Origin of the sequence: Rossellomorea aquimaris TF-12 (assembly GCF_001648555.1) — a bacterium.
GTDB lineage: Bacteria > Bacillota > Bacilli > Bacillales > Bacillaceae_B > Rossellomorea > Rossellomorea aquimaris.
On the sequence record NZ_LQXM01000027.1, the window covers coordinates 172,117 to 187,475 of the forward strand.

Annotated in this window: 12 protein-coding genes and 1 riboswitch; of the genes, 1 reads left to right on the top strand and 11 read right to left on the bottom strand. The window is 36.4% G+C overall.

Going from position 1 to position 15,359, the window contains the following annotated elements:
• The first annotated feature begins 206 nt into the window (after positions 1-206).
• The gene (locus tag IQI_RS10270; protein ID WP_064092546.1) at positions 207-644 is read left to right on the top strand and encodes a YslB family protein; all 438 of its coding nucleotides are present in this window, start codon (positions 207-209) and stop codon (positions 642-644) included.
• A gap of 445 nt (positions 645-1,089) precedes the next feature.
• Here the strand turns inward: IQI_RS10270 and IQI_RS10275 are convergent, their stop codons facing one another.
• The 11 genes from IQI_RS10275 to IQI_RS10325 all read right to left on the bottom strand — a co-directional run bounded on the left by IQI_RS10275 (position 1,090) and on the right by IQI_RS10325 (position 14,965).
• A complete protein-coding gene (locus IQI_RS10275; RefSeq protein ID WP_064092547.1) occupies positions 1,090-1,524 on the bottom strand; it encodes an ester cyclase in 435 nt (144 codons plus the stop codon).
• Between the two features lie 336 nt (positions 1,525-1,860).
• On the bottom strand, positions 1,861-3,099 hold the full coding sequence (locus IQI_RS10280) for an aspartate kinase (RefSeq protein ID WP_064092548.1): 1,239 nt from the start codon (positions 3,097-3,099) through the stop codon (positions 1,861-1,863).
• A gap of 184 nt (positions 3,100-3,283) precedes the next feature.
• Positions 3,284-3,462, bottom strand: a riboswitch (Lysine riboswitch).
• Between the two features lie 181 nt (positions 3,463-3,643).
• Positions 3,644-5,428: an excinuclease ABC subunit UvrC gene (gene uvrC / locus IQI_RS10285; RefSeq protein WP_064092549.1), complete on the bottom strand. Its 1,785-nt coding sequence runs from the start codon at positions 5,426-5,428 to the stop codon at positions 3,644-3,646.
• A gap of 18 nt (positions 5,429-5,446) precedes the next feature.
• Positions 5,447-6,919 (bottom strand): hypothetical protein, encoded by a 1,473-nt coding sequence (locus IQI_RS10290; RefSeq protein ID WP_064092550.1) that lies wholly within the window; start codon positions 6,917-6,919, stop codon positions 5,447-5,449.
• Between the two features lie 739 nt (positions 6,920-7,658).
• Positions 7,659-8,579, bottom strand: a complete 921-nt coding sequence (locus IQI_RS10295) for an FTR1 family iron permease (RefSeq protein WP_064092551.1) — start codon at positions 8,577-8,579, stop codon at positions 7,659-7,661.
• A gap of 55 nt (positions 8,580-8,634) precedes the next feature.
• A complete protein-coding gene (locus tag IQI_RS10300) occupies positions 8,635-9,384 on the bottom strand; it encodes a hypothetical protein (RefSeq protein ID WP_064092552.1) in 750 nt (249 codons plus the stop codon).
• 126 nt (positions 9,385-9,510) lie between these two features.
• Positions 9,511-10,278, bottom strand: coding sequence for a glycosyltransferase family 2 protein (locus IQI_RS10305; RefSeq protein WP_064092553.1), 768 nt, complete (start codon positions 10,276-10,278; stop codon positions 9,511-9,513).
• Positions 10,271-11,731: an alkaline phosphatase family protein gene (locus IQI_RS10310; protein WP_064092554.1), complete on the bottom strand. Its 1,461-nt coding sequence runs from the start codon at positions 11,729-11,731 to the stop codon at positions 10,271-10,273. The genes IQI_RS10305 and IQI_RS10310 overlap by 8 nt, the downstream gene beginning before the upstream one ends.
• Position 11,732: 1 nt before the next feature.
• Entirely contained in the window at positions 11,733-12,665 is a 933-nt protein-coding gene (locus IQI_RS10315; RefSeq protein ID WP_064092555.1) for a lysylphosphatidylglycerol synthase transmembrane domain-containing protein, read from the bottom strand.
• On the bottom strand, positions 12,646-13,599 hold the full coding sequence (locus IQI_RS10320; protein WP_064092556.1) for an NAD-dependent epimerase/dehydratase family protein: 954 nt from the start codon (positions 13,597-13,599) through the stop codon (positions 12,646-12,648). The genes IQI_RS10315 and IQI_RS10320 overlap by 20 nt, the downstream gene beginning before the upstream one ends.
• Before the next feature lie 178 nt (positions 13,600-13,777).
• Entirely contained in the window at positions 13,778-14,965 is a 1,188-nt protein-coding gene (locus tag IQI_RS10325; RefSeq protein WP_064092557.1) for a hypothetical protein, read from the bottom strand.
• Positions 14,966-15,359: the final 394 nt, after the last annotated feature.

Genomic DNA, 15,359 nt, shown 5'->3' on the forward strand with positions numbered 1-15,359 from the left:
ATAAATTCGACAATACTGAAAAAATATTTTTAATAAATAGATAACAAGTAAAACGAGTGATTCCTCGCTTTATTTGTTGGAAAATTCAAATAAATAGTGTAAATAAATTATCCCACCAAAATATCCCATGTGCATTTTTTTAATGTATTGGGATGATAATTTTATGAGTCATGTATATAATAGTTTTATAGAAAGAGGGGATTTACTTGGAACAGAAAAAGGAAGAAATACATCAGGAGTCCGTTCCAATTTTCGGATATGAGCTTTTAAGGGATATGTTAATACCAGACATTTTAGGAAAGCATTCACCCGATATTTTATACTGGGGAGGAAAACAGCTTTCTAGAAGATTCCCCCTTCAAACAACAGAAGAACTCATATCGTTTTTCAATGAAGCAGGTTGGGGAACTTTAAACGTAATAGAACAAAAGAAAAATGAAATGACATTCGAAATGAACGGACCCTTAGTAGAAAGACGTTTATCCTTAAAGTCAGATGTTACGTTCAAACTCGAAGCCGGCTTTCTTGCTGAGCAAATTCAATTTCAAAAAAAGTGTGTAACCGAAGCAACAGATGAAATACATAAACGGAGTAAATCAGTTAGAATCCTCACCCGATGGGATGATAAAGACAGAATCGAATAAACCAGCTCCTATCATATAAAATATACTCCAAACAAAAGGGTTGACCGTAAAGATACTAAGTAGTTTACTTTAGAGGTACAAAACGTAAAATCCATTGTCTTTAGCATACGAATTCGCACCATTATTCGTATGCTATTTTTATTGCTATTACGGCATATCTTTTACTTTTAAGTGTGTTTTCGCATCTAAATTCGTACACGTTTTCGCATCTGAAATATATATTGTAGTCTTGTGATTTATGTAGTGAATCAACTTGCCGAATGGTATAAAAAAACCATAACGGATTTTATCCATTATGGTTATAATTCGTTCTTTCATAAGGATTTCAAATTTGTTACAAACCTACTATTTGAAAAGCAGCTTTTCTTCAACTAAAGCCAACCGTTAGTGGTATTAGATAAAAATGATAAAAGTAAAATAATCGAGAAATTGACTCTTTTTACTGTTAACTTTCGAAAGTTTCATGAGTACCCTTTGGAAGTGCATCTAATTGATACAGCACATTTGCATCTGATAACTCGCACCAAAGCTCTTTAACCTTGTTTCCCTTAAAATAATATATCATTATTCCTGTTTCCTTAACCCTTTGGTTTGTGGAAGGGATATTAAACCATCCACCTTTATAGGTGCTGTAACCTGTATACCTTACAACTAGCTTATTACCTTGTTCAATGAAATCGTGTAATTCCCATTGATCATCTTTAAAACAAGTCCGATACCATCCCATGAAGTCCTTTATCTTCTGACGAGTAGAATCACCACTAGACCCATGATAAAGAAAATCTTCTGTGGTTACTTCATCTATAATTTCTAAATTTCCTTTTGTAAAAAATTCATAAAACCATTTTTCAACTACTTCCTTTTTCTCATAACTAATCATAATCTGATTCCCCCTTTTGATTATACATAAGTTCATTTTATAAAGAAGTTTTTGTTAAACTGCACATTTTAAATGTTTAATTATTATTTTCGTTACTAATTAAACAATTTCCTACTTAAATCGCTAACCACGTTCGTTGAACAAGTTCTATTTATAGAATAATACATAAACAGAATAGTCTTGAAAAATTGTACATCTATGATAAGCCTGCGGTTTTATGAGTGAATATTCTACGATTACATAATAAAATAGCAGTCCTATTTGGACTGCTATTTTCAATATTGCACTCTAAAATTGAACTACTTAGTAAAGATACGATCAACCCTTTACTTATATTTACAATGACATTTCCTCTACTTTTGATGCATCCAGGTTAAAGGCAGTATGTAATACTCCTGCTGCTTTTTGCATATTCTTTTCGTCGACAACCGCTGAAACCTTAATTTCAGAAGTACTGACCATTTTGACGACAATGTCATTTTCTGCTAACACCTGAAACATTTCCGCTGCAACACCCGGGTTTGAAATCATCCCCGAACCAACAATCGATACTTTTGCCAGTGCACTTTCATGTTCTACATGTGTATACCCTAAATGTTCTTTATTTTTTTCTAAAACAGCCAGGGTTTCTTGTAAATCTTGTTCTTTTATAGAGAACGATAAGTTGGTTGCATTTTTATCTGTTTGACTTTGAATAATGATATCCACATTCAAGTGATGCTTTGCCAGAGTAGTAAAGATTGAAGACAATCCTGTTAAGGCATTTCCCAAACCGAAAACGGTGACTCTCGTAATTTCGTCTTCAAATGCCACGCCTCTAACAATTAAATTCTGCTCCATGCTTGCTTCCTCCTCAATATACGTTCCTTCAATTTTTTCAACACTAGAGCGAACCTCTAATGGAATTTGATAATTTTTTGCAAACTCTACGGCTCGAGGGTGAAGTACTCCTGCCCCTAAATTAGCCAATTCCAGCATTTCATCGTAAGATATGGATGGCAATTTTCGAGCATTGATAATATATCGGGGATCTGAAGTGTATACACCATCAACATCTGTATAAATATCGCATCGGTCAGCTTTTAACGCAGCTGCAATGGCTACAGCTGTTGTATCTGAACCACCCCGACCAAGAGTCGTAATATCACCTGATGGCGTCATTCCTTGGAATCCTGCAACAATCACAACTTTTCCCATTTGTAGTTGGGAAGTCATTTTTTCCGTATGAATATTTGTAATCCGAGCATTGCTATGAACAGACTCTGTTTCAATACCTGCCTGCCAGCCAGTGTAAGAAATGGCGTCTTGACCAGCTTGGATCAATGCCATGGTGAGCAAAGAAATGGTTACCTGCTCTCCTGTAGATAAAAGCATATCCATTTCTCTTTTGCTTGGTTGTGGTGAAATCTCTCTAGCTAATCCAACAAGTGTGTCTGTCGTTTTCCCCATAGCAGAAACAACAGCCACCACATCATTTCCTCGCTGTTTTTCTTCTAATATTCTAGACGCAACATTTCGAATTTTTTCAACAGAACCTACTGAAGTCCCACCAAATTTCTGAACAATAATACTCATAGCTTCTCCCTCTTTCTCCTTCTCTTTTGTATACTTTACTCATGCTTTTAGATGGTGAAGAGATTCATCACAATATTACGGATGTTAGACGAAGCGCCTAGCAGGTAATAAAAAAAGCAATGAGAATAAATATCTCATTGCTTTATGAACATACAGCAGAACAAACTAAATAGGTTCATTGGCATTGTGAGATAGCTCTCCAAGATTAATACATCTTGACAATCCTACATTTCTTAAACGTAGAACCAGCGGAATTAGCATGAGACTAAGACCACTTCGGCAAATCTCCCCTTTTTAGGCATCTCAACGGATCTCATACTCCTCTTTACCTATACTCTTGAAGTTCGCACCTCTATCACCACTTAAAAAGTGATAATGTTATAAATTTTCGTTAATTATAGCACAACCAAAAATCGGATTCAATGGACTTTTATATTAGAATTTGACCCCTTCTTGTCATGTGGACCTTTCTGGCACTTTTCTGCTAAAGCTGAAGATGTACCATGAAGCAGGAGAAATGGAGAAAAATCCCCTCACTTCTAGCTTAAGATTCTTTTCCATCTCGCAGCTTTTCAAATAGGACAGTTGCAACACTTTCCGGTATACCAATTTCAATAAACTCCTCTAAGGTAGCTTCTTTCATTTTTTTCATTGAACCAAAATGCTTAAGGAGTTGTTTCTTTCGCTTTGGTCCAATTCCATCAATGTCATCTAACGTCGATTGGAAGGCACTTTTACCTCGAAGCTGACGATGGAATGTGATGGCAAAACGATGAACTTCGTCTTGGATTCGTTGAAGAAGATAAAATTCTTGGCTTCTTTTCTCAAGAGGAACGATTTGCAACGGATTTCCGTACAGTAATTCTGATGTTTGATGCTTATCGTCTTTTGCCAGCCCTCCAATGGGGATATCAAGTCCTAATTCATTTTCAATGATATCTCGAGCAGCTTCGATCTGCCCTTTCCCTCCATCGATAATAATTAGGTCTGGTAAGGGAAGTCCGTCTTTTAATACTCTGGAATATCTTCTCCTTACAACCTCTCTCATAGAATCATAATCATCCGGTCCTTTAACAGTCTTAATTTTGTATTTTCTGTATTCCTTTTTGGCAGGTTTCCCGTCTAAAAAGACAATCATAGCTGATACAGGATCGGTTCCCTGAATATTGGAGTTATCAAATGCTTCAATTCGGAAAGGTGTATAAATCCCCATAATTTCACCTAACTGCTCGATGGCCTTTATGGTTCTTTCTTCATCTCGTTCAATAAGAGCAAATTTTTCACTTAACGCTTGCTTGGCATTCTTTTGTGCTAATTGAACCAAATCTTTTTTCTTTCCTCGCTTTGGCTGCGTGATATTTACTTCAAGGAGATTCGAAGCTAATTCTTCATCAATCTCTTCAGGTAAAAAGATTTCTTTAGGCTTAAAATGATTGGACATTGAATAGAACTGTCCTAAAAATGTTAGGAATTCGTCTTCTGGCTCGTTATATAGGGGAAATAGGGATACATCCCGTTCAATCAGCTTCCCTTGTCTGACAAAAAAGACCTGTACACACATCCACCCTTTGTCTACTGCATATCCAAACACATCTCGATCAGTAAAGTCCGTCATGGTCATTTTCTGTTTTTCCATGGTTGCTTCTATGTGAAGGATCTGATCACGGAACTCCTTTGCTCTTTCAAACTCTAGGTTCTCAGATGCTTCATTCATTTTCTCGGATAGCTGTTTTTTAATTTCTTTATAACCGCCATTTAAAAATCGAGAAATTTCATCCGTCATCTCTCTATACGTATCTTTGCTCACTTCTTTCACACATGGCGCTAGACATTGCCCCATGTGATAATATAAACATACTCGATCAGGTAAAGTGGTACATTTTCTCAAAGGGTATAAACGGTCCAACAATTTTTTCGTTTCATTTGCAGCACCGACATTGGGATATGGACCAAAATACCTTCCTTTCCCTCTTTGAACCTTACGAGTTGTAATCAACCTTGGATGCCGTTCGTTTGTTAATTTAATAAAAGGATAGCTTTTATCGTCCTTTAACATAACATTGTATTTCGGGTCATATTTTTTGATCAAATTCATTTCCAGCACTAGAGCTTCGAGATCTGACGAAGTCATGATATATTCAAAGTCCTCTATCTCTCCTACCAGTCGTTGAGTTTTCCCATCATGGGAACCTGTAAAATAGGAACGAACACGATTCTTTAAAACTTTCGCTTTCCCCACATAGATAATCGTACCTTGTCGGTCTTTCATTAAATAGCAGCCGGGCTGATCGGGAAGAAGCGATAATTTATTGGAAATATTTTGGTTCATTTATCTTCCTCCATCCATTTATTCACTGTTTTTAACCCATTTGTATAATGTTATATCATGATAGATTGGATCAACGAGGTCATTTGACCGAAAATCCTTTTCTACCTTTAGATGTTCATCAATGGATACACCTTGTGCTCTAAATCCTTCGACTACTTTATTTGTCAAATAAATGTCCCGGTTGTGATAATATCGAGAATCTAATAAAAATACTTCATAAGACTGTACCTTTTTATGGCTAAAAGGTGCCGAAAGATACTCCATTACTCTCGTCTCTTCCCATGTATAAACGATAAAGGGTTTTTCAACCTTTTCTAAATAATGAGTCAGTTGATAGGAAGCAGGAACCTCAGATTTATTCACATATAAAAGCTTGCTCGTTAAGAATACCTGGCTGAACAATAAACAACTAAGTAGTATGAAAGAATAAATAGATTGTTTCTTTGCAAATAATGTAATCACTACGAGAAATAATAAAATTCCTATAAGGGGAAGAGAATGCCTTGGCTTCATGACATTTTGAGCAAACAATGCCCATAAAAAGTAACTAACGAATAAGAGATATAATAATGTTGTTAGATCATTTTTATCTATCTTCGTTCTCCACCCTATTATAAGGATACTCCCTACGATAATGAACTGGATAATAGATTGATTCAACCCACCAATCCAAATTGTATTGATAAAGGTAAGTTTTATAATTCGTTCGAATAAGCTTAAATCAGAGGCACTGAATGCTCCACCCCATTCTTGAAAATGCCCATTTGTAAATGAAAGAGCAAGACGAAGAAAGCTTTCCCATCCTCCTTCTGATATCACGATAGCTACAACCCAGAGAAGTTGAAAGAGTACAGCAATATAGAGGTAAAGAGCTACATCCATTTTCTTTAGTAACCCCTTCTTCCATTTACTAAACATGACGTAAAGAATACCAACCCCAAGGATAATAAACGACAATCTAGTTCCAAGAAGAATACTAAATATAAAGAGAGGCAGGATCATAAATCCCTGATGGTTTTTACGCTTAGCCATCTGTAAACTCCATATGTACCACCACATAAAACCAATGGCTGCCCCTTCTGACATAGGCTGATTGACCATTAGGACCGTAAAACTACTTGTATAAATCATTGCTGTTGCCATAATAGCATAGGATTCTCTTACTACTCTTTTCATTAATAATATCAATGGGACTAATGCACTTGCATATATAATTAGATTAAAATATATTAGCGCTTTAACAGGGTCCTCAACCGCTAGATGAACCAATTTCCCACCCAAAATAAAATAAGGGTAACCAGGGAAATGAGGTTGCATTTGATACATATCAAAGTGAAGAACTCCCAGAGAAAAATCCACCTGATCCCATGTGGCTGCGTAGTGCGGAACCCAAATCATTTGAATGATAAATACGAAGGTTATTCCTAGTATTCCCGCCCAGTTCTGCCACAATGAAAATTGTTTGTTCACTCTCACTTCATTCACCCTCATATTCTTTCCTCATTTGAATTCGCATTTCTTCCTTTTAAGTAAGATTTGTTCAAAGGTGCTATTGTTTAAGCTCCAGCTACTTAGTGTGGAATTCAATAATAAGCTTTATACAAGCCTTTAAGTAAAAACTGTTTTTGTATAGATTGCTGCTAATTTAGATAAAAAAGTAGTAGTTGATTTCCGCTTCAGGATGCTCGCTTTCCGCGGGGTGGGCGGTGAGCCTCCTCGGCGCAAGCGCCTGTGGGGTCTCACCTGTCCCACTACTCCCGCAGGAGTCGAGCACCTTACGCTCCAATCAACTTTCTCAGCTTTAGTTTTTTAAAAATTTAAAATATCTACAAAGGGTTCTTATTTATAGAGAACTGTGATCGGTGTTCGTTTGTGTATTAGAAATTCTGTTCTCTATTAGACGTTTTTTTCAATTAATCTCTGTCACGTAAATTTTTAATAGATGGTGAGGGGAACTGCGTAGACTCCTGCGGAAATACGAACGTGCCGAGACCCCGGAAGCGAAGCTGAGGAGGCTCGGCCGAACGTCCGCGGAAAGCGGAGCAGTTCCCCTCACCATCAAGCAGACTCTAGTAAACAGAGCTACTGGCAGATATCATTTTATAAAATAACAATCTTTCACGAAAACAGCCTAAGTAAAAAAAGAACCAAACATCCATTCTCTAAAGAGTGTACACTTATCGTCAAGTGTCTTCAATCTTTCCCAAATGGAGTTTGGTACTTTTTACATTTATTTAGCTTGTGGACTCAGGTCCTTTACTCCAGTGTTTACTTTTTCTTCCGCTTTTGCCGAACTAGGCTTTGAGGAAGTAAGGAGATAAATGGCTACAAAATAACCTAAATACGAAAGAACTTCTTCAATCGAAGGCATAGAGGAATATCCGAATAGTGCTTTAAAGAATATTCCTATATCACCTGAAAGCAAAGGTGCCGTTCCTGTATCTCGTAAATAATGTGCGTAATCAATCGGATGTTCTGGTAAGATCCAAGTAAGGTCATAAAGATGGGGAATGACACTACCGATAATACTTAAATCCTGCATCATAGAAATGGCTTGAACCAATAAGCCTGCTGAAATAAGGATAATAAACGCACCGGTTACTTTAAAGAAGCTCTTTAACGGAATGCGCATCGTACCTTTGAAGAAGAAGTATGCGACAACACAGCCAATGACCAATCCTGTAATCGCTCCCCATCCTTGCATTGCAGCTCCAATATTTCCACCTGTAATAGCTGCAAAGAAGAATACGGTTTCAACCCCTTCACGAAGCACGACTAAAAATGAATGTATGACCATTCCAACGATGTTTCCTGTGGTAATAAACTGATTCATTTTCCCTTCCATATTCCCTTTCAAATCACGACTGTGCTTTGCCATCCAGAATACCATTTGTGTAAGCAGGACTGATGAAATAAGCATGATACTTATTTTCAAATACATTTCGCTTCCCATGGCTGCAAATCCAGTGAATACAACTTGAAATAACATGGCAACACCGACACTTGCAAGAATGGCTAATCCTGCACCTAACCAGACAAACTTTGTATATTGACCAAAATCCATTTTTTTCAGATATGTGGTAATAATACCGATAATTAAAAGAGCCTCTAGGACTTCACGAAAGGTAATCAGCAACGCTTGTATTTCCACAGTAGTTCCTCCTTACTAGGTAAACCTTACATCCATTTTTTGTTATACATGAAGTTTATCTTCGTTTTCTTATTGCGTAAATAATTGCGGCTGCAAGTACTGCCACAATAATAACCAATGGAATCCAATTTTTAAGATTGGATATATCTGTCCATTCTTGTTTTTGACTCGTTTCTTCCGTAGCACTTTCTGCAAAATGACCAACTTCTAAGCTTTCTATGCCGAACTCCTTTTGCAGTGAATCTAAAATGGTTGTTTTGTTTTTACTGAATGCCTCTTGATCTGATTCCTGAGTACCGACTCCAAACAATCCAGGATTCCCTAAAGCTTGTAGAGCATCATCAAACTCCGATCTTATCTCTTTGTCTAAGTCAGGATTCTCTGTTTCAACTTTTGGAGATAATGCTTTATATGTAGCAAAACTCTTTGCGAGTAATCTTTTACTTGTATCGTATTCAGAAAAATTCTTTTCAATGCCTTCAAGTCTTCTTGCAATGTTGAGGACAAGTAATTCTTCTAAATTCTTAATCGCTTCTTCTTTTTCTTTATTATCTAGATTGGTAAGAATGACCTTAGATGGTTCTTCACCCATATGCTGGTCCACTTCTTCTTGAACCGTTTCATAAATCTTTTTTGATTCCTTGTAATTTGGAGGGTTTTCATCAAGTTTTATAAGGATATCTTTGTAAGCCTCTGCAATTTTTTCTTCGCTGGGATCCCCATATGAATAGGCTGATACACTCGAAGAAAAAACAATATTGAATAGTAATAACAATAATACGCTAGTTATGAATGATTTTTTCATCTATTGTTCCCTCCCATTTTCAATGATAATGATTATCATTCGTATTGTCAATAAGAAATAAGCACATCATCGAAGTGATGATGTGCTTATTTTCTGCAATTATCAGGTAAATATGAAGAGTTCTCATTATTTTGTAAGTTGGTTAGATTCTTTTTTCCAAGGAATGTTATGGGCCTGTTCTGCTACATATACCCTTTCAACTGGTCTTCGCATTTCTTTATAAATAGCTGGTAAAACAGAAGACATATACGATTTAAACTTAATAAAAGACCTTCCAGTCGTTCTCACATAGTACAAAATAGGAATTTCTTTTACTCTGAAGCCTTTGCGAACTAAGTTTAACGTAAGTACCTGGGCATAGTTATAATCATGAATAATTTCTGCATTTTCCATTGCCTGCCTTGAAAAGGCCCTCATACCAGACTGTCCATCATAAATCCACCTTCCGAGAAGAATGGATTGAAGTGCTGTAAAACAGTAATTCCCCAAACGTCTATGAATCTTCATTCCATTGATTGTACCTAAGAATCTAGATCCCATCGTATAATCTGCCTTACCTGTCATGATAGGATGTAATAGATCTGGAATTTGTTCTGGTGGATACTCTCCGTCAGCATCAATCATCACACCGATTTGGGCCCCTAGACGTACGGACGATTTTAACCCTTCTCTTACGGCTGCGCCCAGACCTTGATTCGTATCAAACGAGATGATGTGATCCGCACCTGCCTTTTTAGCCACGTTTACCGTTGAGTCCGTTGAGCCATCATTGATAACTAAAACTTCTACCTCTACTAACGGATGAAAGGAACGAGGTACACGCTTAATGACCTCACCAATGGATTCTTCTTCATTATGTGCAGGCATGAACACAATGACTTTCTGTTTACTCATGTTGATTCCAACTCTCCTTTAGCGCTTCTTTTAAAACGGGTCCTCTACTATGACTTGGATATGGAGCCCCTAACAGATAGGCAATTGTTGGGGTCATGGATACAAGACTTCTTTTTTCTTGTACTTTTTCTCCTTGCTTTATTCCAGGTCCTACCATAAAGAAAGGAACATATCGTTCTCCTTCATCCAGATGGCCGTGGCCTCCAATCCCATCAGCCTGTCCATGATCTGCGCAGATTATTAAAGTGGTATTATCCATTTTTCCTTCAGACTCTAATTCTTCAACAAATTCTTTAACGAGAGCATCAGCCTCTTCAATTTTCTCAAGATACTCATCATATAAGACACCTCTACTATGTCCAATTTGATCCGTTCCAATCAATTGAACAATAAAAAGATCGGGGTCTTGTTCATTCATTATTTTTTTAGCTTTATTCATGATATTTCGATCTGCTTGGTCTTTATGCATGACGGCTGTGACCGTCTCAACATCCTTTCCAAAGGAATCGACTAAGTGAGCAATCCCTAGCATTTTTCCTGTTTTCCCTACTTTTCGCAGGGAATCAAATATACTTTCTACCTTAATTCCAAGCTTCCAGACCATATTTGATTTCATACCATGCTCTTTAGGATAGGTTCCAGTAAACATGGAAGAGAAACAAACGACCGTTCTTGCAGGGTAGACCGTTTCCATATTTAAATATTCTGTTCCTTTTTCAACCAATCCATCTAAGAAAGGCGTATTCGCTTCATAGAACCGTTCTTTCCTCATTCCGTCTATTACAATGACAATTACCTTCTCATTTCTTGATTCTTCCGGTGCATGTAAATCATCTGTGAATGATTCATATTGCTTTGGCTTCCAATCAAATAAGAAATAGTGAAGGATAAAGGCTAATGCAAAAACACCACCATAGAAGGAAAAGTAAGAGATAGTTTGAAACATTTCGTCTGCTGATAGTATGGTCATTATACCGTCCCATACTGCCAACAATAGTAAGAATTTCGGAAGCTGTTCCTGCGCATTCCCACTTGTAGAGTCACTATTCTTTAATACTAGCTTCCAAAAACGAGTGAAGTTTAACCAATCTGTACGAATACGCAGATGATAATAAAACGTCCCCCAGAAAAAAACAGTAAAAAAGAAATATAGCCCTATCCCGAGACCCCAGAGAGCTAAGTTAGGAGAATCGAAGATGAGGAGATAACCGATGATGGGTATCCATAAATAATTGCGTAAAAACAATGGGAAGTCATAATAGAAATACAATATAAATAAAGGCAGTGTAAACAATAAGCCAATAAGGAAAGGAAAAATATCTCCTTGGAGCAAATCTTGAAAATGAAACAAAACCATTGTGCCTACGACAAAAATGGGTGTGAAAGGCTTACCTTCATTTAAGAGATTCCATCCTCTGGCTGCTATTTTTTCAAATTTTGATGCACTCTTCAATCTAATTCCTTCCTTTCATCTTGATCCACTGTTTTACATTTTTTAATGAAACAGGAGACAATAAGATTACTAATCCTCCTATTAAATAGGAGAAAATAAATTTAATTCCATGACTAAATATAGCCATTGAAAGTCCAATTTCCAGCGGAATTCCCAGTGTAAATAATGTATAGCTCATGACAGATTCATAGGTAGCTATTCCCCCGGGTGCAAACTGAAACAATTGCCCCAGTATCGTCACACTATTGACCCAAATAGACACTCCAATATGTAAAGCGGGCTCTAGTATTCCTGATACACCAAAGAGGATGGCTCCTTCTAATATCCAGCTAAAGAAAATCAAACTCAGGATGACAAACCCATTTTTACCAGACAGAGAGCTTGTAAGCAGCTGCCAGTGGCGGGTGAAAAATGCGGGAAACATCTTTTTAAGAATGAAAGCTCCTACAAATAAAGTGATGACAAATATGAAAAACACGTTTAAAGCTGAAAAAGGAATAGTGAAAAATGGTAATCCTATCAAGACGATTATCAACAACGACATAGTATCCATAATCCTTAAGACAAAAACGGAATGAAACGATTTTTCCACACTGATGTGAGTTTCCCGATTATTCATGATCATCACTCTTAGACCGTCTCCAACTTTAAGAGGGAATAGGTGATTAAAAAGCAAACTATAAAATAAACCATATAGGCAGCTTGTTAATCTTACTCCGTCATTTAAATACATTTTCCATGCTATACCTTTCAGGAAAAAAGAAAGAAAATAAATACTTATTACTATAAAAATCGTAATAGGATTTTGAAGCATTCTTCGTCCGCTATCCATTAAAAACTCCTTATCCAAAAAGAAAAAGAGTAAGATCAAAAACATGGACAGTAATAATATTCGAATACTATTCTTTGCAAACTTATAGAAGGACATTTTCATTTTTCTTCATCCAATGAACGGTTCTTTTTATTCCTTCTTCAAAGGAAACAGATGGAGAATATCCAAGGGTTTCTTTTGCCTTTGTGATATCTGCCCAAGTAGAAACTACATCGCCCACTCTTCGATTACTTAAGCTAAGATCAAGATGTGGAAAATATTTTTCTAGTTCATTAATAAGACTTTTCATTGATATTGGATGACCGCTTCCAATATTAAAGGTCCCCGACTCTTTGCTGATAATCGCTTTGTACGTCCCATCTACAATATCATCTATGTAAGTATAATCCCGTTTGTTTTCAAGTCCATAAATAGGGATTTCTTTATTTTGCATTAATTTTTTTATAAAGGATGATATTGCCATATCAGGTCTTCCCCACGGTCCATATACGGTGAAGAAACGAAGAATGGTCATATTCAAATCATAGATTGAGGCATATGCCTGACAAAAAGCTTCTGCACTATATTTTGCAGCTGCATAAGGAGACACCACTGCACCCGTTACGCTATCTTCCTTTGAGGCGTTCTTTCCAATATTCCCATAGACAGAAGAAGATGATGCGAAAATGAATTTCTTAACACCACTTTCCCCTGCAAGTCTTAAGGTATTAATTGTCCCTTTAATATCATAATCGACGTATTCATTAGGCGCAGTTATTGAATGAGAAACACCGGGTATTGCCGCTAAATGAATAACACAGTCTGCTTTAAATTGTTGAAAGACTTCCCTTAAACCTGCTTCTTCTGAAAGTAAATTTTCTTGTATAAACGTAAACTCTCCCATTTCTTCTACAAAGGAGAGCTGTTGTTTTTTTCTTTCAGGTAAATAATATGGATGAAAATTATCTATTATTAAGACTTCATGCTTTTCCTGTAGAAGCTTTCTGGATAAATGGGATCCAATGAATCCAGCTCCACCTGTTACAATAACCTTCAATTCATTACACCTCGAGCCATTACGACGTTAATCCTTATAATATTGTACCTTACATTAGATAGAAAGTGAAAAAGGGTTGACCCTATTCCTTTTGAAGAACACCAATTAGATCCAATCAAATTCAATAGAACTTGAAGAAAAGGTATCTTTCAAAATTGTTTAGGGTCAACCCAAGAAACTATTTATTCGCTTTAGCCATTACATCGTTTAACATTGTTTCAATTTCAGTAAGTAACGATTCAGCTTTCTCTTTATCTTGAGACTTTACAGCTTCTAAGTAGCTTTGAGCATTTTCTGATAATGTTTGATATGAATCTTCTCCCATGAGTGATTTAATATCTGAGGAAATTAAATCAATAAATAAGGCACCTTCTAATGCAGTAATGACTGATTTATCTTCTCCCCAATTTTCTTCACTCTCTTCATATTCGTGAAGAGCAATCTTTGAGAAGCCTCTAATAAATGCATGGTTCACCGCTTCAGGATCTAATGTTTTTACATCGGTTTGTAAATCAAACTGACTATTAATAAATTCTGCTTCATCAGCTGCGTTTCCAGAAAGGTAACTAGAGAGTGATTGATAGAACGCCCAGCCCTCTGCTTGTTCTGCTTTCGCTGCCTCTGCATCTTCTTTTGCTTCTTCAGAAGCTTTCGTTGCATATCCATTCGGAATTGCCCCAGTAGCTAAATAGAATGTCTTCATTAATGTCTTATCAACTACTTGTTTTCCAAGTTGGAAACCTAATTCGTCATCTTCTTTCACGGCTTTCTCTATTTCTTGAAAACCTCCATTGATGACATCAACCATATTGGTTTCATATGCCTGGTCTCTTTTTTCAACTGTAGATTCAAGAATTTCATAGAATTCTTTTGCTTCTTCAATTTCTTCGTTCACTTCTTCTTTATTATCCCAATTTTCCGCTACTTCAGTAAATTCATGTTTCATGGTTGTGTAGAATACTTTTTGCATTAATTTATCAAATAATTGAGCAACGACAACCTTATCTAAAGAACCTTCTTTACCAGCAGTAAGAGCTGTTGAAATATGTTCATCTACTGTATCTTCAAACTCTTGATCACGTTTTTGAACTAGCTCTTGTAAATCGTTTTCATAGATTGATATGACTTTATCGTAATCAACCTCTTTATCTTCTTTTGCTTTGGATAATTCATCTTTAGCTTCGTTATAGGAAGCGGCAAAATCAACCTTCTCTTGTTCGCCTTCTTCTGATTCTACCTTCTCATTTTCTTCTGAAGTAGATGTGTTTTTTTCTTCATTATTCTTCTCATCAGAACCACATCCTGCTAACACAGACCCTGTTAGTAAAAAAGCGGCAAATATTTTAGACAAGTTTCTCTTCTTCATATGTAATAACCCCCAAATGTTTTATAACTGATAATGATTTTCATTTCCGTTTAAAATTATATCGAGAATGATTCTCATAGTCAACGCTTATTTAACATTATTCAAAAAAAAGACTATTTTAGAAAGGCTGTTTTCGTAAACTTTGTTGCTTTTGAAATGGCGAGTAGTGGTTGTTTGCAGCGAGAATCAACTTTCTAAGTATGAGTTTTTTATTAAAGACTAATATATACGTTTCAAAACAGTCTTATTAAGGTGTACAGTAGTCGATTTTAGCTTGTAGGTAGAAATACTTTTTTAGATTGTTTATTGTTATTAATCACTGTCAGGTATTCTCTTTATAGATGGGGAGGGGAACTACGTACTCTTGCGGAGGTATGGGCGTGCCGAAACCCCG

Coding starts and splice junctions, on each gene's coding strand:
- IQI_RS10275 (WP_064092547.1), bottom strand. CDS start 1,524: ATGATTAGTTATGAGAAAAAGGAAGTAGTTGAAAAATGGTTTTATGAA.
- IQI_RS10280 (WP_064092548.1), bottom strand. CDS start 3,099: ATGAGTATTATTGTTCAGAAATTTGGTGGGACTTCAGTAGGTTCTGTT.
- uvrC (WP_064092549.1), bottom strand. CDS start 5,428: ATGAACCAAAATATTTCCAATAAATTATCGCTTCTTCCCGATCAGCCC.
- IQI_RS10290 (WP_064092550.1), bottom strand. CDS start 6,919: ATGAGGGTGAATGAAGTGAGAGTGAACAAACAATTTTCATTGTGGCAG.
- IQI_RS10300 (WP_064092552.1), bottom strand. CDS start 9,384: ATGAAAAAATCATTCATAACTAGCGTATTATTGTTATTACTATTCAAT.
- IQI_RS10305 (WP_064092553.1), bottom strand. CDS start 10,278: ATGAGTAAACAGAAAGTCATTGTGTTCATGCCTGCACATAATGAAGAA.
- IQI_RS10315 (WP_064092555.1), bottom strand. CDS start 12,665: ATGAAAATGTCCTTCTATAAGTTTGCAAAGAATAGTATTCGAATATTA.
- IQI_RS10325 (WP_064092557.1), bottom strand. CDS start 14,965: ATGAAGAAGAGAAACTTGTCTAAAATATTTGCCGCTTTTTTACTAACA.